Here is a 16736-nt window from a genome sequence, read left to right as displayed (position 1 = left end):
AATGTGATTACAGTTGTAAACAGGAGGTGACGAACAATGGAAACAATCGAACAAGTTAAAATCAGCGATGCCGAATGGGAAGTCATGCGTGTGATCTGGACCTTAGGCGAGGCGAATGCTCAAGAGGTCATCGGTGCTTTGGTAGATCATTTGGATTGGAAACCGGCGACAGTCAAAACGTTATTGGGCCGCCTGGTTAAAAAGGAAGTTTTAGCAACTGAAGCTGACGGAAAACGATTCATTTATCGTCCGCTAGTGTCAGAAGACGCGACCGTTCGTAGTGCTACCGCCACATTATTTGGACATATTTGTGCTAAACGGGTCGGCCATACAATTGCGGAGCTGATTGAAGAATCTGAGTTGACCTTTGATGATTTGGATTTAATCGCAGAAATGGTAGCGGCTAAACGTTCCCACGCGGTTAAAGAAATTGCCTGTAACTGTATTCCCGGACAATGTAATTGTAAAGAACATCAAACAAATAAATAGGAAAAGAGCAAATAAAAATGAAAAAAGAATTCGCAATCAATGGTATGAGTTGTAAACACTGTGTGGCACGTGTTGAAGAAACGGTTAATGGCTTGGCTGGCGTTGACAAGATTAAGGTTAATTTGAAAAAAGCTGCCGGTACCGTAAAATTTGATGAAACGCAAATTGATCCACAAGCAATTGCGGCGGCCATTACGGAAGCTGGTTATCCTGCCGAGGTGAAGTAAGATGGCTGAAAATACCTCCAGTATGGAGACCTTTGTAATTACCGGCATGACCTGTGCCAATTGTTCCGCTCGGGTAGAAAAGGAATTAAATCATCAGCCTGGCGTCACAACAGCCAATGTTAATTTGGCCACCGAACGGGCCACCGTTCAGTTTGACCCAGCCACCACTAGTGCGGATGATTTAATGCAATCCGTTCAAAAAATTGGTTATGGCGCGCTACTATATGATGAAGCGCATAAACAATCCATCAAAGAGGCGAAAGAACGCGAGCTTTACAAAATGAAACGAGATCTGATTGTCAGTGCTGTCTTGACGGCCCCTATGATGATTTCCATGATTGGTATGCTGCTAGGCTTTCATAATGATGTTTTTCACTTTTTCCATCTGCCCCTCGTGCAATTATTACTGACTATTCCGGTGCAGTTTGGTGTGGGACAGCGCTATTATCGTGGAGCTTATCACGCAATCAAAACCGGCGCCCCTAATATGGATGTTTTGGTAGCTTTAGGCACAACCGCAGCCTTTGTATTAAGTGTGCTGAATGGCTTTATTTTAAACGAACCAACCCATCTTTACTTTGAAAGCAGCGCCATGATTATTACCTTGATTCTCTTAGGAAAGTTTTTAGAACAAAAAGCTAAGGCACATACCGGGAATGCCATCAAGCAATTGATGCAGTTACGCGCTAAAACATCACTAGTTTGGGATGGTGAAAATTTTAGCCAACAAGATATTGAGCTGGTTCAAGTTGGCGATCGTTTGTTGGTGAAACCCGGTGAACAAGTTCCCGTAGATGGTGTTATTTTGAAGGGACAAGCGGCTTTTGACGAAAGTATGCTGACTGGTGAAAGCTTACCCGTTGAAAAAGGGTTGGAAGCAACAATTTTTGGCGGTACAGTTGCCACTAATGGGACTATTGAAATGACGGCGACCCAAGTTGGTAGTGGCACAGTTTTGGCTAAAATCATCCAAATGGTAGAAGATGCGCAAGGTTCGAAAGCACCTATCCAACAAATTGCAGATAAAATTTCCGCAATCTTTGTACCGGCTGTTTTGATTGCAGCTGTAGCAACAATTCTCTTAACGGGACTAATCACTGGTGATTGGCAAACCGCCATGATTCACGGGGTGGCAGTCCTAGTTATTGCCTGTCCTTGTGCCTTGGGCTTAGCCACGCCAACTGCTATTATGGTAGGCACTGGGTTAGGGGCTAAAAACGGCATTTTGATCAAAAGTGGCGTTGCTTTAGAGAAAGCCGCCCATATTACTAGCATTATTTTAGATAAAACTGGTACCATTACTTTAGGGAGACCAGAGGTAACAGATTTTGTCGGCGATGAATCAACATTAGCGAAGTTGTCAGCCTTGGAAAGTCGCTCCGATCACCCCTTAGCTAAAGCCATCACTCATTATCATCCCGCTGCTTATTTAGAAGTGGCTGATTTTCAACTGATTCCTGGTGGCGGTGTACAAGGGACCATTGCGGAAGAAACGCTGTTAGTGGGCAATCGTCATTTGATGAATCAAGCAGGTATCTCCATCGCAGCCGCGGAAACGACAGCAGCAGATTGGGAAGCTAGTGGCAAGACAGTCTTGTTTTTCGCTGATTTAACTAGCCATCAGCTATTAGCTTATTTAGCCATTTCTGATGCCGTCAAAGAGACTTCAAAAGAAGCTATCAGTCAATTGAAACAGCAAGGAATCAAGGTCTACATGCTGACTGGCGACCATCAAAAGACGGCTGAAGCAATTGGTCAACAAGTAGGTCTAAGCAAAGAAACCATTTTCGCTGGCGTATTGCCTGAAGACAAAGCGGATTATGTGGCAAAATTGCAGCAACAAGGGGAAGTCGTTGCTATGGTGGGGGATGGCATCAATGATGCGCCTGCATTAGCTTTAGCTGAAATTGGCATTGCGATGGGTACGGGTAGTGATGTGGCAATGGAAACGGCTGAAGTCACCATTATGAATGGCGAACTGACCAAAGTTCCTCAAATGATTCGCTTATCCGCTACCACATTACGTAAAATCAAGCAAAATCTGTTTTGGGCATTTCTTTACAATACCATTGGCATTCCATTTGCAGCCTTGGGCTTTTTGAGTCCTATTGTTGCCGGAGGAGCCATGGCATTCAGTTCCGTGAGCGTTTTACTAAATTCTCTGAGTCTCAATCGGAAAAAAATCTAAGGAGATGGGGACGATGAAAAAAACTTCAGAAAACGAAGACCTAACACAACAACCTGGGTCTGATGATCAACAGGTGACGCACCGTGCTGATCAGGCAGCCATGGACCACAGTCATATGGACCATGATCATAGTGATCATAATATGAGCGGCATGGACCATAGTCATATGAACCATGATCATAGTGATCATGATATGAGTGGCATGGACCATAGTCATATGGACCACAATCACAGCGGTCATGATATGGGTGGCATGGATCATAGTCACATGAACCACGACCACAGCGGTCATGATATGAGTGGTATGGACCATAGTCATATGGATCATGATCACAGTGGTCATGATATGGGTGGTATGGATCATTCCATGCATATGGGGAATTTTAAGCAAAAATTTTGGTTGTCACTAGTATTAGCCATTCCTATTATTTTAATGTCACCTATGATGGGAATTGAGTTGCCGTTCCAATTTACTTTTCCTGGTTCCAATTGGGTTGTCTTGATTTTGGCAACTATCTTATTCTTTTATGGTGGAGCGCCTTTCTTAAGCGGAGCCAAGATGGAATTAAAGATGAAACAGCCTGCTATGATGACCTTGATTGCTATGGGGATTACGGTGGCATATGTTTACAGTTTATATAGTTTTGTGCAAAGTTATTTACATCCAGAATTGCACATTATGGACTTCTTCTGGGAACTGGCAACACTGATTGTAATTATGCTGTTAGGTCACTGGATTGAAATGAATGCGGTGATGAATGCTAGCAGTGCGTTACAAAAAATGGCAGAATTGTTGCCGGATAGTGTAACGCGCATTCGCGACGGTCAAGAAGAACAAGTTCAGTTAAGTGACGTTCAAAATGGTGACCAACTGATTGTCCGCTCAGGAGATAAAATGCCGGCTGATGGTGAGATTATCAAAGGAACTACCACTGTGGATGAGTCCATGGTCACTGGTGAATCAAAAGAAGTGAAAAAGGCAACTGGTGATAAAGTAATCGGAGGATCGGTCAATGGCGATGGTACCATTACGTTGCAGGTGACGGCAACCGGTGAAAGTGGCTATTTGGCCCAAGTCATGGAGATGGTGAAATCCGCGCAAAGTGAAAAATCAGCGCTGGAATCATTGTCTGATCGAGTCGCTAAGTGGTTGTTTTATGTCGCTTTATTTGCAGGGATTTTAGCTTTCGTAGTCTGGTTGTTTGTCGATGGCAGCTTAAACTCTGCGTTGGAACGGATGGTAACGGTCTTCGTTATTGCCTGTCCTCATGCGCTAGGCTTAGCAATTCCACTTGTAATTGCTCGCTCAACGTCGATTGCAGCTAAAAATGGCTTGTTGATTAAACGTCGGCAAGCATTAGAAGCAACAAAAGATTTGCAATATGTCATGCTAGACAAAACCGGAACGTTGACCGCCGGAACTTTTTCTGTCACTGGTTTAGAACGTGTATCTGATACTTTTTCAGAAGCAGATACATTAGGTATGATTGGGGCATTAGAAAAAAATGCTAACCATCCTTTAGCCAAAGGCATTATGCGCTATTTAAAAGAAAAAGAGGCACCTTCCTTTGATGCAGAAAACCAAAAGAATTTATCTGGTATTGGTTTAAGCGGCGAAGTGAAAGGTAAAAAAGTCGAAATCATTAATGGAAAAGAATTAGCTAAGCGCGGTTTAGAAGTCGCAAAAGAAAAAATCGCTCCTTATCAAGAGCAAGGCAATACCTTAAGCTATTTGGTAGTAGAGGATGAATTGATTGCGATCATTGCTTTAGGGGATAAAATCAAACCTGAAGCCAAAGACTTTATCAAACAATTATATGACCGCGATATCACACCAGTCATGTTAACAGGCGATAATCCCGAAGCTGCTCGAGCAGTGGCTGAATATTTGGGTATTAAGGATTTCCACGGTGGCTTACTACCAGACGATAAAGAGAAAATCGTCAAAGAGTATTTGGAAAAAGGCAGCGTGATGATGGTTGGGGATGGGATTAACGATGCACCAAGTTTGGCTCGCGCCACCATTGGGGTTGCGATTGGAGCCGGCACGGATGTGGCGATTGATTCTGCCGATGTCGTTTTGACCAATAGTAATCCCATGGATATCTTACACTTCCTTGATTTGGCTCATGAAACACGTCGTAAGATGATCCAAAACTTGTGGTGGGGAGCAGGCTATAACATTATCGCAATTCCTTTAGCCGCCGGTGTCTTGGCGCCAATCGGGTTTATTCTGAGTCCAGCAGTCGGCGCTGTGTTGATGTCTTTAAGTACCATTATCGTGGCCATCAATGCCATGACATTAAAAATGAAACGCTAAAAAAGATCCCCCAATTGGAGGATCTTACGAACAGTCCTCTAAAAGTTAGTTACTTTTAGAAGGCTGTTTTTTTAGGACTTGTTTTGCTAATTGAAGCAGTAGTGTTTTGTCCCCAGCTGCATTCCCACGATACAAACTTTCCGTATACTCCTGGGTTGCCTTTGTAAAGAGCATGGAAAAAGGTGCTTGTAATCTTTGGGCATAAGCCGATAAGGTTTCGCCAGGCTTTCTCGGGTAGCGCCGTTCTATCCACCACAACAGCAGACGGTAACCTTGCGAAAAGCTCAAGAGTTGAATGAGTCCCATAAGGAGACCAGTTAGAATCAAACGGTGGAACAACAAGATAACTGGGATAACCAATAACCACCAGTATTGCGGCTGTTCTTCCGTGGTCGTTTCTTCTGTCGATACTTGACTAGAAGAAACCGTTGTTTCCGTGGTGGTACTAGCAGTCGTTTCTGAAGATGCTACTGGAGCGGCGGCTGTTTCTGTTGTTTCAGCCTGCTCCTCACGAACTGCCCCAGTGAAGGTCGGAGTGGGTTCAAAGGGAATCCATCCATATGATTCCAAATAAACTTCAGGCCATGAATGGGCATTGGCATTTGTGACAGTGATGTTCAAACGATTATTTTCGCGACCGCCTACAGTACCATCACTAAAGCCTTTTGCCCAGCGCGCAGGAATACCTAAGCTTCGAAGCATGGTAACCATTGCAGTAGAAAAGTTGTCACAGTAGCCCACCTTGGAGTCAAAAAGGAAAAACTCAACATAATCACGACCCTCCGGTAAAAAAGGAGTATCAGTTTTAGAGTAACGTAGCCCCCCAGTAATCCGTAAATAGTGGATAATCGCTTCTATTTTTTCCATAGTACTATCAGCATCTGCGGTAATTTCTTCCGCCAACTCCTGGACACGAAAAGAAAAATTTTCGGGCAACTGAGTATAAATGCTAGAAGAACCAGGTTCACCAACTTCAAAATGAGCTGGTAAGGTTAAAGGCTGCCAGTCTAGTTCGATTGGCTGTACATTGTTGCGTAAGATAATGCGGTTACTTTCTTGCAAGTAGCGTCCACGCAACCCCTGTGGGTCGCTTAAGGTAACGTTGCCATAAGGAATGGGCACATAGTTCAAAGGTTGTTCGGGAATGATTGTAACATTTTCAATAGGTCCCGTTAAGGAGCTGGCAACGTTCTCCAAGGTTAAACCGGAGGCGGCCGCTTCATTTAGAGAAGGGGCGTTGCGGCGCTCGTTGGTTTCCCAACCGGTACCTGTATAAGTCTCTTTTGTTTCCACGCGCCAATAGCTTTGTTTGGAAACGGTCGCTCGGAAGACCACATCCTGATTATCTAATAAAGGACCGCCTAGAGTCGAATCATCTTCGCCAAAGCCGGTCCTCGCCGGTGCTTGGTTGCCGTAATGCTGAATAGCGTCATAGACACCTTGCTGATTGAGCTCATCACGCCAGTCTTGAGTGGTATCCAAAATGGTGTTTTGCAAAGGAGACCGAGGTAACAAGACACTGCCACCAATTAAAAGAGTTGCCAGCAAGAGGTAAAGACTGACGGCACGTTTTGATAGTGGTTGATCACTCTGCCAGAAGCCTAACATTCCCCCTAAAATTAGACAAATTGCAATAGGATGGTTACTTTGATTGAAAATCGCCAGCATGACTAAGTAACCGATGGCAATAGTCGTTGCAAGTCCCCAACGTCGATAACGCATCAGGAGTAGACTAAGCAGCAATAATAAAATCAAAAAAAGTACAGTTGCGAGGTCTTCTGGAAAATAGCCGATATCCCCCGCTAACAGAGATAAGATTCGCGCTCGGAACTCCTCTAAAAAGGCAAGCGGCCAACTAAAATCTGTGAACTGGCTACCTTGCCAGTAATAGCCTACCGCGAAAAATAACGCCACCACTGCTAACAACAAATTCAGTGGCAAGAAAGTAAGCATACCTAGGGCTAGTAGCATCGTCGTATAGAGAAATAGACCACGAGGCTCAAGTGAGTTGGCACTTGCAAAAGGCAGCAACATAGGGCAAAGAATTGCCAAACTAAAAAGTAGTCGTTTCAATTTTGTCCTCATTTTAACGCCCTCCCTTTACAAGCTTCGTGAGGGTTGGGCCTGTGGAAATCACCAATAATTGATTTGACCGTCGTAAAGCTGCTAAAGCCGGATCAGCCGGATTCTCGTGAAAACAAATCACAAGTTTTTGCTGAGGACGACTCAATGCCTTAGCACTTTTTTGATAAAGAGCCCATTGCTTAGGAGCAAAAGGCGGCTTCATGATGCCATGAGTGCTCCACAACTCAACGGGAATATGCTGTAAAAAGGGGAGCAAACTATAACAATAAGAAATCAATTCTTCAGAATCAGTCCATAAAATCAAGAGGATAGGAAACTCTGGTTCGGCAATCTGTTCTCGTAAGAGTAACTCATCTGATTTTGCCGACAGCTTCCAGTTGATTCGTTTCATGGGATCTCCCATCTGATAAGGACGATGATCTCCTGTTTCTACCGGTAGTCCGGTATTAAGCGCCACCTGTTGCTTTTGAATCAGACGAGCCAGCTCGCGGGCTTCGCTGCGCGCCACCTTGGGTAAAATCACCAACTCACTCTCAATTTGGCGAATACTGCGCCGCACTAAAAGTCCACTTAAATCGGTTGCGACTAAGGGGAGACGAATTTGTTTTTGCAGACCTCTTTTTTGAGGGGGCAGCTTAAGCTTTAAAGTACCCGCCTGTGGTAAAAAGAGACTTTTTTGGCCCATCTGTAAGTGCCAGAACCAGCCACGAGGTTGAAAGGAAATGGGAATGTTACTACTTTCCTCTGCGCGTAATGTCTCTTTAACTGGCGTAAAACGGATGCGCCTAAGGGGTGTTAGCCACAAGAGTAGGTCTGCTAGTAAACAACCTAAACTAAAATAGGCGATCAGCCACAGCGTTAGTTGGTTAAAGCTGATGGCAAGTGCCAGAAAGACTAGGGTAACTATTAAAAAACTAAGTAAAATGAATCCATTTTTTAAGCGTCGCAAAGGCATCACCTCTCAGGTATTGGCGTAGCTTGCAGCAGTTCTTGAATTAATTGACTCGCGTTCTTTTCACTCAAAGGGTCTAAAACTAACCGATGATGAAAGACCGGCTCGGCCAGGACTTGAAAATCATCAGGTAAAACATAGTCACGACCATTGACCAAGGCATACGCACGTGCGGCTTGTACAAAACTACGGCCGGCACGAGGGGAAATACCAAGCAAGATTTCCGGGTGCTGCCTTGTTGATTGTAATAAGGCTAAGGCATAATCCAACAAGACATCGGCGATTTTTACTTGATCTACCGCTGTTTTTAGTTGCGAAAGCTCTGTCAGAGATAAGATGGGAGATACCTGGCTTGTTTGATCCTGCAATAACAATTGGCGCTCAAACTTTGCTGAGGGATAGCCAATCTGTAACCGGAATAAGAAACGATCCAGCTGTGCTTCTGGTAACGGATAGGTTCCTTCATATTCAATGGGATTTTGGGTTGCTAAAACAAAAAAATGAGGATTTAAGGGATAGGTAGCATTGTCAATCGTCACTTGCCCTTCTGACATGGCTTCCAATAATGCCGCCTGCGTTCGTGGCGTGGTTCGGTTCAGCTCATCTGCCAATAAAACTGTTGTAAAGAGCGGACCTTGATGAAATTCAAAGTCCTGAGTCTGACGATTGAAAACGGAAACACCTAAAAGGTCGCTAGGCAAGAGGTCAGGCGTAAACTGGACCCGTTTGAAATCAGCTTGAATCGCTTGTGTCAAAGTTTTTGCGAGTAATGTCTTCCCGACTCCAGGAACATCTTCAAATAGAACATGACCACCTGCTAGTAAAGCAGTAACAGTCATTTCAATCACTTGACGTTTTCCGTAAATCACTTGTTCCATTGTATCGATTAATTGCTGAACTTTTTGGTAAGGGCTATTTTCCATGGTCTCACATCCTTTCTTTTATTTTACCGAGTTCTAGGCGTAACAGCAAGTTTGCGCAAATGACACGATCTGTGTCATTACTAGAATTTTTCTTTTGCCGTGCGGATGGGTTTGCTATTCTAAGCAAAAGGAGGTGAAGGGAATGCGACTTTTCCCTTATCCAGTGTCAGATGATTTGTTGCTTTTAAAAAAATTAGGAATTGAGCGCCATCGAGTTCCGATGGTTGTTTTAGCCGCAGAGATGGGAATTACGAAAAAAACATTACGTAGTAAAATTCGCAAAATGAACCGCCGCTTTGAGAGCGAACAACCGGGGCTGAAAATTATGGAAGCAACAGAGATATTCTTAGTCGGCTCTATACAAAAAGTGCGTGAGGTCATGGCTTGTCTGCTTTTTGAGCGATTGGAGACCAAGCTACTATTTTTACTTTTATGCGGTTATGATCTACGCCGCTATCGCAAATTGCATCCCGAAGCCGCGTTTTCACGAGCCTTGCGTGTTGTAAAAAAATTTTTAGCACCATACGGACTTATCTATACAGTTCACGGACTTGTGGGGGATGAGCGGGTCATTCGCTGGCATCTTTTTCGGTTTATTTGGTGGACAGATCAGCTTTCGCTAGTGGAGACATTCTGCTCAGAAAAAGTCCGAGAGGTATTAGTGAAAAACAAGTATTATCAACGGCTAGGTCCAATCCAACAACGGCAGTGGTTATTGTTGCATCTACTATGTTTAGTGAGACCCGCTGAAGTAAAAAGCAACGTGTCTCAAGAAGTAGAACGATTCTTTCAATACTTTAAGAAAGATGAGTACGGGGTATTCTGTTGCTATACGATTGGAGAAGGTGAGTTGCGTTATCTTTTTTCCTTTTTGTGGACCTTGCCACTATTTCGTCAGCAGTTTCCTGCGTACATTCCAATGTCAGATGAAGACTTAGACTGTTTTCAGGAGGAATGTCAACTATTTGCCGGGTTTCCTTTATTGGAAAATCTGATTGAAGGTCCGCTTACTAGGTTATCAGAGCATGAACGAATCACTCATTTTTCTGGTCAAAAAATGCGCCAGTTATTGATTGAGGATTATTTGGTATTAGAGGTAGCTGCCAGAACAGCCGCCGATGCGCAACAGGTCGACTGGTTCATACGGACGCAGCTGAAAGAGCTGTGTAGCTCTGAAGAAACCATAATACCTTTAAAGATACAGATTACTACGCTACCAGAGCTAGTGACGAGTAAAAGACTGTATATGCCGCTACCAATTTCGGAAAGTCAAAGAGATTATCTAAAAGAGGAGCTAGCAAACTATTTAGGGTCTTTTAAAAATCTTTGAAAAGTTTATAATAAAGAAGAGGTGAAGAAGATGGAGTTGAAAAAGTTAGAAGTTCCCACAGCATCAATCACAGACGTTAAAAAATCGCCGATGGAAGTTTTTCAGTTAGCACGTGAAAAAGGAACCGGCGTTTATATTTTTAACCGTGAGAAAGTGGCTGGCGTGATGATTACGCAAGAACAATATGAGCGGTTAGTAGATGATTTAGAAGAATTACCAATGGAAGACGTTTCACTAGAAGGCGAAGAATCAGAATTACTACAATCTCTAAAAAATCTTTTTCCTGGAGAAAAAGTGACGACAGCCAAATGGATTGATGATCATATGATCGAGCTAGGTTTCATTACGAAAAAGAGTGAATTCGGTGGCGTTGGCAATATCGTTAAAGAATTAGAGGAGACCGGTAAACTAGTATACCAATTAAGACAACGGGATAATGCAGTGAAGGTGGAATTGATTGGGACACCAGATAGTCAAGCGGCGTTGTTTGATCAGTTGATTATTAAACGGTTCCATGTTCCTGTTAATCATGACTAAACTTTTTGAAAATGGCCATTTCTGGACGGGGATTGCGTTTATCTATTTAGGTATGGTAGCGCGTATGTTTGCTTGGGTTGGTGCCATCATCCTATTATACGGACTGGCAGAAGTGGTCTGGGATTGGCTGAGTCAACGACAATAAAAATCCAGTAATAAGAGAAGATCTTTAAAAGATTTTCCTCATTACTGGATTTTTTTATACAGGAGCTTGAAAACGACGCATATAGGTACCCCAAAAGCCACCAATTACTTGGCAAACAAGTAATAAAAGCGACGAAAGTAAGCATAACGTGATAGGGGAGGCAGTTTGATAATGATGGTGCCAAGCATCAAATTGGAAAGTAAGGAAGATCGAAAACGCAATAGAAATCAAATTTCCGATAATAATCAATGAATACTGTTTTCGCAGCGCTAAATAAAAGCTAAAAGGGAATAAAACAATTAAGGCTAATAAAAAGCCCATCACAGATTCTTTTTGAAAGTCAACGTACATTGCCAAATAGGCAAACGGCAAAAAGTATACCAAAAGCGGCAACCAATCTTTTAATCGTCTCATCGCAATCCCTCCTAATACGAAGAATACGCTCCTATACCAATAGTGACAAGAGATTCTCGTTAAAAACAGTAAGTATGAATAAAAATTTAGCACTCCTTATCATAATCGCCATGCAATTGTTAAGATAACGACGAACATTCTCATTTTTTTATGGAAAAATTTTAAGATTTTCCAGAAGTTGTTATCTGATTTGGAGGAACGTCTAAAGTTTACTCGCGATATATTGTGAGAAATCATATGGATTATCGGTTCGAAAAAATTTCGGCAAGAGATATCTAAAAAAAAAATGAAAAAATTCAAAGAAAAGCGTTTTCATAACTGAGGTTATCTGTTATGGTAATACTAAGAAAAATAACAGTAGGAGTGAAAATGTATGGAGATTCAAATTGGCAAAACATATTTTTGTAAAGGCGTTGAGATTGATAAGGGAATCGTAGGCACTGTACTACAAGTTTATACGAATACTGCGGTGGTATTGGTAGAAGAATATGATCAGGGTGACCGTGTTCCTGTTCTAGAAAAGCAAGGGCGTGCAGTTGTACGTTTATGTGACTTTCTACAAGAAACGTCGATTCAAACAGCATCTTAAGAGCAAATAGTTTTGTAAACATAGTATTTCGATTACAATATACATAAAGGAGGGATGCCAGATGGCAAAAGGAAGTAAAACGAGAGTGGTGCTGGCGATCATTTCGGCGATCCCCGCTATTGTCGCTGTGTATAAAGCTGTTAAAGAGATGCAAACGGAACGAGGACGTTCCTGAAAAAGAGCCAGATGGAGTGAAAGTTCACCCATCTGGCTCTTTTTTGTTAGTTGGTACTCGAATTTCCTGTGACGCTTGTGACTAACCGAATCCAATCAGAAAGTTTAACATTTTATCCGCGTAAGTAGGTGTGGTCTTAGCCTCTTTCAATCCGGCACGGACACTTTCTAAATCATCGGTAATCAAACCATCAGTTCCATAAAACATCATCCGGGCAGCTTCTTCACCTTCATTAACAGTCCAGGCATAAACTTGTTTGCCGTCACGATGTGCAGAGTTAACAAAGTTTTGGTTCAAAGTACTATATTCCATTGAAAAGAAATCAACCGGCATGATTGGTGGCCCAATAATATTAAATGGCAGAATGTAACCCGTTTTAACGTTCGGTAGAGCAGATTTTAAATCTAATACGGTCTGATAGGTGAGACTTTGTAAGATAAAGTGTTGTTCTTGAATCAACTGTCCATATTTTTCTAGAAAGCGAGTCGTTAAATCTGGCGAATCAAACTTAGATGTCTTAATCTCAATCAATAAGGGTTGTTTGAGTGCTACCGCCTTTGCAAAGTAATCATCCGCAGTCGCAATCGGGGCTTCATAGCCATTTTCTTTTAACGTTACTTGCTGTAATTCCGCTAAGGTCAGTTTTTGAATTGGCTGATTGATTCCCCCCAGCTGTTTTAAAGAAGGATCATGAAAGAGCACAAACTGGCCATCCTTGGTTTCTTGAATATCAATCTCCACATAATCTGGTTTTAATTTCGCTGTTTTTTCTAATGAAGCAATCGTATTCTGAACGCCATTCTGACGATCGACTCCCCGGTGAGAAATCAAAATAGGCTCTGACCAGTCATTCATGGCTAAATAATTGTAATTGTAGCTACCAACGCCAATGCCCATACCTGCTGCGACGAAAGTAAATAGCATAACCTCTTTTGTCGTCCAATGACGCTCGCGGACAGCTCCTGTTTCAAACCAAGTAGGAATCTCCGGTAGAAAGCCTTCATCATCCATATAGTCAATGATTAAATAAAAAACGACGACAGTAGACAAGATAATGTTAATGAGCCAAACAACCTGTAATAGAGTCAAAATAATCACCGCACTGGTCAAGGCGTACTCTGCCCAGTATTGCTCAATCAGTCCTTGTAGTAGAATCAATCCACCATAACCTAAGGCAGCAATACTACCAACAACGATTGTCAGCAAAAAGAATTGACCAACTAAATGAAGAAAGCGCCGGCGAGTCAACGTCCAACTCTCTTTGACTGCTAAACGGAAGGGACGATCGCGCAAAATCATTTCTGGCAAAGCAAAGATCAAGCGAATTCCGATATACATACATGCTAGGTAGAATAAGACAAAGGCAACAATGATGGTCACTCGATTAGCAAAGATAAAGTCTAAAATAAATGCTGGAATTTTGATGCGAGAAAGCAGCTCTGAATGGAATCCTAGCCCGGCCATCGGTGAAATCAATAAAAAGTAAAAGAGATAAAACAGGATGACGGACAGACGAATCTTTTTCAATTGCAGTAAGGTGGCCCGCAGGAGTGCTTTTAAGCTTATGGGCTGTCTCTTTTTGATAAAGTAGACACTTAGTAGAAGAAAAGTGAATTCAATATAAACCGCTAATAAAATCAACAGCAAAATCACCAGCAAGGCAATCAGAACCCCAGGGTGTTTGGTGAGAATCTCTTGGATATTGTCGTAACTAAGGTATTGAATCGAACCGCGCGCTAAAACAAAACGGGTGGCTCGTGCCAACAAAGGCAATAAGATAAACAGCATAAAGCCATGCATCAAAAGGACGTCACGGAAATAGGCTTGGGTATCTCGTAAGAATTCCCAAGTATTGATTAAACTGTTTTTAAGGTATTTCATTTTAACCACCTCTTTTTCATCATAACAAACGCTAAGCCAACTTGGCGAATAAAACTAATTGTTCCAATAAAAAAGCCCTAAGACTATTTCTGCCGGATGTCACGACAGAGGTCTCTTGGGCTTTTACAAGGTAAAATGAAGCATTGCTTACAGCAAGTTTGTCAAGAATGTACCGCCGTAAATCAAAGCTAGGCTGTATAAGAAGATGGAGAATGGTTTTGCTAAAATAATGATCAGAGAAAATTTCTTTAAGCTCATATTTGTCAAACCTGCCATCAGACAAAGGGCATCATCAGGAGCTACTGGGAAGAAAATCGCTAAGGCGAATAGACGTTCAAAGCGTTTATCATTGTCCAACCAGCCAATATATTTATCGTAAGTTTTTTCGGAAATCAGACTTAAGATAAATGGTTTGCCATAACGGCGTCCTAATAAGAAGATGATAATAGAACCAATCGCGATTCCGATGTAGTTATAAATGAAACCCGCAACTGGACCGAAAATCAAGACACCTGCCGCACAACTGACACCTCCAGGAATCACTGGAACGACAACTTGCAGGATTTGGATCAAGATAAAAATTACGGGACCCAAGATGACGGCATCTCCCACCAATCCTCTTAAAGAATTTGTATCTCGAAAGACACCCATTTGGAATAGATAGATCGTTACAGCGACCGTAGCAATCAAACCCATAATTGAGAGGGCATTGATGATTTTTCGTGAAAGTGCGATGCTCATAGTTTCATCTCCTTTAATTCAATCGTATACTAGTATTATAAGGGCTGCTAGAATAATTGCCCATTGATTCATCTGTCAGACAACGAACAAACTTGTAAGTTGAATATACTATAACATGGGCAGGCGAATCCTGCGTCATGCTTCAGACCTAGTTTTTCGTTGAAAACGTTAACAGATTTATCATAATCGAATTTGTGAAAGATTACTAGCAAAAAAGTTCTAAGAAAGACTAAAGCTAGTTTGGTAGAACGTCAAAAAAGATGAATGTTTTTAGTTTACAAAAAAATTACTTAGGAATATAATTGATTCGAAAAGTTCGGTATGCCTAAAAAGTAACTTTTGTATCCTTAAGACATACCTTGAGGAGTGGAGAGTATGAAAGAAAAGAAATTGATTGAGTACGCTAATGGACCAAGCTTAGAAGAAATTAACAATACCGTAGAAGTTCCTAAAAATGCCAGTTTTTTTAAAACATTGCTGGCATATAGCGGTCCAGGTGCGTTAGTTGCTGTTGGGTATATGGATCCTGGTAACTGGATTACGTCGATTGCCGGCGGGGCCCAATACAAATATGCCTTGTTAAGTGTCATTTTACTTTCTAGTTTAATTGCCATGTTACTACAAAGTATGGCAGCAAAACTTGGTATCGTCACGGGCCATGATTTAGCACAGGCAACGAGAGCGCACACTGGGAAGAAAACCGGTGTCGTTTTGTGGGTGATTACTGAATTGGCGATTATGGCAACCGATATTGCGGAAGTCATCGGTGGGGCGGTTGCACTGCAATTGCTGTTTGGTTTCCCATTATTATTGGGTGTTTTGATTACAACCTTCGATGTTCTGTTGTTACTATTACTGACAAAATTAGGGTTTCGTAAAATTGAGGCAATTGTTTCCTGCTTGATTGCCGTGATTTTCTTAGTCTTTGCTTACGAGGTAGCGTTAGCTGATCCTAATATCGGTGAAATTTTGCGAGGCTTTATTCCCGATACGAAAATTGCGACAGATAAATCCATGCTTTTCTTAGCTTTGGGAATTGTGGGAGCGACGGTCATGCCCCATAATTTATATCTACATTCCTCTATTGCCCAAGCTCGAAAACTAGATAGAACGGATGAAAAACAAATTGCGACAGCCATTCGCTTCACTACATGGGACTCCAATATCCAATTGACGGTTGCTTTTGTTGTGAACTGTCTGTTGTTAGTATTAGGCGGCGCTTTATTCTACGGTACTAATAGTGACTTAGGTCGGTTTGTTGATTTGTATGATGCCCTAAAAGATCCTTCAATTGTTGGGAATATTGCCAGTCCAATCCTTAGTACCTTGTTTGCAGTAGCGCTGTTAGCATCCGGTCAAAACTCAACGATTACAGGAACGTTATCCGGACAAATTGTCATGGAAGGGTTCATTAATTTGAAAATGCCTCTTTGGATGCGGCGTGTTGTGACAAGACTTTTAGCGATTATTCCCGTTATTATCTGTGTCATCCTTTACGGAGGAAGCGAAACGGCTGTAGAAGATTTGCTCCTGTATACGCAAGTGTTCCTAAGTATCGCACTGCCGGTTTCTATTATTCCATTGACCTTATATACGAGTGATAAAAAGACCATGGGACGTTTTGTTAATCCATTGTGGGTCAAAATATTAGCATGGGTCATCACGATTGCGTTAACCTTACTGAATCTGTTTCTAATCTACGGTACTTTGACTGGTACCAACGCGTAGGAGTTGAGAAGA

Annotated in this window: 14 protein-coding genes and 1 pseudogene; 9 read left to right on the top strand and 6 right to left on the bottom strand. The window is 42.2% G+C overall.

What is annotated here, in order from left to right; all coding sequences use genetic code 11:
* Positions 1-36: 36 nt before the first annotated feature.
* The 4 genes from ECA01S_RS03785 to ECA01S_RS03770 all read left to right on the top strand — a co-directional run bounded on the left by ECA01S_RS03785 (position 37) and on the right by ECA01S_RS03770 (position 5224).
* Entirely contained in the window at positions 37-489 is a 453-nt protein-coding gene (locus ECA01S_RS03785) for a CopY/TcrY family copper transport repressor (RefSeq protein WP_067391355.1), read from the top strand.
* Between the two features lie 17 nt (positions 490-506).
* Positions 507-716, top strand: coding sequence for a copper chaperone CopZ (gene copZ / locus ECA01S_RS03780; protein ID WP_067391352.1), 210 nt, complete (start codon positions 507-509; stop codon positions 714-716).
* Between the two features lies 1 nt (position 717).
* Positions 718-2904 (top strand): heavy metal translocating P-type ATPase, encoded by a 2187-nt coding sequence (locus ECA01S_RS03775; protein ID WP_067391349.1) that lies wholly within the window; start codon positions 718-720, stop codon positions 2902-2904.
* A gap of 142 nt (positions 2905-3046) precedes the next feature.
* On the top strand, positions 3047-5224 hold the full coding sequence (locus ECA01S_RS03770; protein ID WP_174519962.1) for a heavy metal translocating P-type ATPase: 2178 nt from the start codon (positions 3047-3049) through the stop codon (positions 5222-5224).
* Between the two features lie 45 nt (positions 5225-5269).
* Here ECA01S_RS03770 and ECA01S_RS03765 read toward each other — a convergent pair whose 3' ends face one another.
* The 3 genes from ECA01S_RS03765 to ECA01S_RS03755 are packed head-to-tail and all read right to left on the bottom strand — an operon-like array spanning position 5270 to position 9184.
* On the bottom strand, positions 5270-7309 hold the full coding sequence (locus ECA01S_RS03765; RefSeq protein WP_067391343.1) for a transglutaminase TgpA family protein: 2040 nt from the start codon (positions 7307-7309) through the stop codon (positions 5270-5272).
* A gap of 1 nt (position 7310) precedes the next feature.
* Positions 7311-8258 (bottom strand): DUF58 domain-containing protein, encoded by a 948-nt coding sequence (locus ECA01S_RS03760; protein ID WP_169792750.1) that lies wholly within the window; start codon positions 8256-8258, stop codon positions 7311-7313.
* 5 nt (positions 8259-8263) lie between these two features.
* Complete coding sequence (locus ECA01S_RS03755) at positions 8264-9184, bottom strand: AAA family ATPase (protein WP_067391338.1); 921 nt, start codon at positions 9182-9184, stop codon at positions 8264-8266.
* Between the two features lie 142 nt (positions 9185-9326).
* On the opposite strand from ECA01S_RS03755, the gene ECA01S_RS03750 reads away from it, so the two are divergent.
* The 3 genes from ECA01S_RS03750 to ECA01S_RS14135 are packed head-to-tail and all read left to right on the top strand — an operon-like array spanning position 9327 to position 11196.
* Positions 9327-10514, top strand: coding sequence for a hypothetical protein (locus tag ECA01S_RS03750; protein WP_067391335.1), 1188 nt, complete (start codon positions 9327-9329; stop codon positions 10512-10514).
* 30 nt (positions 10515-10544) lie between these two features.
* The gene (locus tag ECA01S_RS03745) at positions 10545-11051 is read left to right on the top strand and encodes a type II toxin-antitoxin system Phd/YefM family antitoxin (RefSeq protein ID WP_067391331.1); all 507 of its coding nucleotides are present in this window, start codon (positions 10545-10547) and stop codon (positions 11049-11051) included.
* The gene (locus ECA01S_RS14135; RefSeq protein WP_157490285.1) at positions 11044-11196 is read left to right on the top strand and encodes a hypothetical protein; all 153 of its coding nucleotides are present in this window, start codon (positions 11044-11046) and stop codon (positions 11194-11196) included. The genes ECA01S_RS03745 and ECA01S_RS14135 overlap by 8 nt, the downstream gene beginning before the upstream one ends.
* A 54-nt stretch (positions 11197-11250) precedes the next feature.
* On the opposite strand, the gene ECA01S_RS03740 is transcribed toward ECA01S_RS14135, so the two are convergent.
* Positions 11251-11610 carry a hypothetical protein gene (locus ECA01S_RS03740; protein WP_067391328.1) on the bottom strand — a complete coding sequence of 120 codons (360 nt, stop codon included), beginning with the start codon at positions 11608-11610 and terminating at the stop codon, positions 11251-11253.
* A gap of 373 nt (positions 11611-11983) precedes the next feature.
* On the opposite strand from ECA01S_RS03740, the gene ECA01S_RS03735 reads away from it, so the two are divergent.
* Positions 11984-12199, top strand: coding sequence for a hypothetical protein (locus ECA01S_RS03735; protein ID WP_067391325.1), 216 nt, complete (start codon positions 11984-11986; stop codon positions 12197-12199).
* Positions 12200-12455: 256 nt separating this feature from the next.
* Here the strand turns inward: ECA01S_RS03735 and ECA01S_RS03730 are convergent, their stop codons facing one another.
* Together ECA01S_RS03730 and ECA01S_RS14825 are read right to left on the bottom strand one after the other, a co-directional pair.
* Entirely contained in the window at positions 12456-14255 is a 1800-nt protein-coding gene (locus ECA01S_RS03730; RefSeq protein WP_067391323.1) for a glycerophosphoryl diester phosphodiesterase membrane domain-containing protein, read from the bottom strand.
* A 147-nt stretch (positions 14256-14402) separates the two neighbouring features.
* Positions 14403-14786, bottom strand: a pseudogene (locus ECA01S_RS14825) (VTT domain-containing protein); the annotation flags it as partial.
* Positions 14787-15371: 585 nt separating this feature from the next.
* Between ECA01S_RS14825 and ECA01S_RS03720 the strand changes: the two are divergent.
* Entirely contained in the window at positions 15372-16724 is a 1353-nt protein-coding gene (locus tag ECA01S_RS03720) for an Nramp family divalent metal transporter (protein ID WP_067391318.1), read from the top strand.
* Positions 16725-16736 lie beyond the last annotated feature (12 nt).

Source organism: Enterococcus canis NBRC 100695, from assembly GCF_001544375.1.
Lineage (GTDB): Bacteria > Bacillota > Bacilli > Lactobacillales > Enterococcaceae > Enterococcus_H > Enterococcus_H canis.
The sequence above is the reverse complement of the archived record's forward strand: the minus strand, read 5'-3'. Positions and strand labels throughout refer to the sequence as shown.

Excerpts from the sequence above, each read along its gene's own strand:
- ECA01S_RS03785 (WP_067391355.1), top strand. The coding sequence starts at position 37 with ATGGAAACAATCGAACAAGTTAAAATCAGCGATGCCGAATGGGAAGTC.
- copZ (WP_067391352.1), top strand. The coding sequence starts at position 507 with ATGAAAAAAGAATTCGCAATCAATGGTATGAGTTGTAAACACTGTGTG.
- ECA01S_RS03775 (WP_067391349.1), top strand. The coding sequence starts at position 718 with ATGGCTGAAAATACCTCCAGTATGGAGACCTTTGTAATTACCGGCATG.
- ECA01S_RS03770 (WP_174519962.1), top strand. The coding sequence starts at position 3,047 with ATGAGCGGCATGGACCATAGTCATATGAACCATGATCATAGTGATCAT.
- ECA01S_RS03765 (WP_067391343.1), bottom strand. The coding sequence starts at position 7,309 with ATGAGGACAAAATTGAAACGACTACTTTTTAGTTTGGCAATTCTTTGC.
- ECA01S_RS03755 (WP_067391338.1), bottom strand. The coding sequence starts at position 9,184 with ATGGAAAATAGCCCTTACCAAAAAGTTCAGCAATTAATCGATACAATG.
- ECA01S_RS03750 (WP_067391335.1), top strand. The coding sequence starts at position 9,327 with ATGCGACTTTTCCCTTATCCAGTGTCAGATGATTTGTTGCTTTTAAAA.
- ECA01S_RS03745 (WP_067391331.1), top strand. The coding sequence starts at position 10,545 with ATGGAGTTGAAAAAGTTAGAAGTTCCCACAGCATCAATCACAGACGTT.
- ECA01S_RS14135 (WP_157490285.1), top strand. The coding sequence starts at position 11,044 with ATGACTAAACTTTTTGAAAATGGCCATTTCTGGACGGGGATTGCGTTT.
- ECA01S_RS03740 (WP_067391328.1), bottom strand. The coding sequence starts at position 11,610 with ATGAGACGATTAAAAGATTGGTTGCCGCTTTTGGTATACTTTTTGCCG.
- ECA01S_RS03735 (WP_067391325.1), top strand. The coding sequence starts at position 11,984 with ATGGAGATTCAAATTGGCAAAACATATTTTTGTAAAGGCGTTGAGATT.
- ECA01S_RS03730 (WP_067391323.1), bottom strand. The coding sequence starts at position 14,255 with ATGAAATACCTTAAAAACAGTTTAATCAATACTTGGGAATTCTTACGA.
- ECA01S_RS03720 (WP_067391318.1), top strand. The coding sequence starts at position 15,372 with ATGAAAGAAAAGAAATTGATTGAGTACGCTAATGGACCAAGCTTAGAA.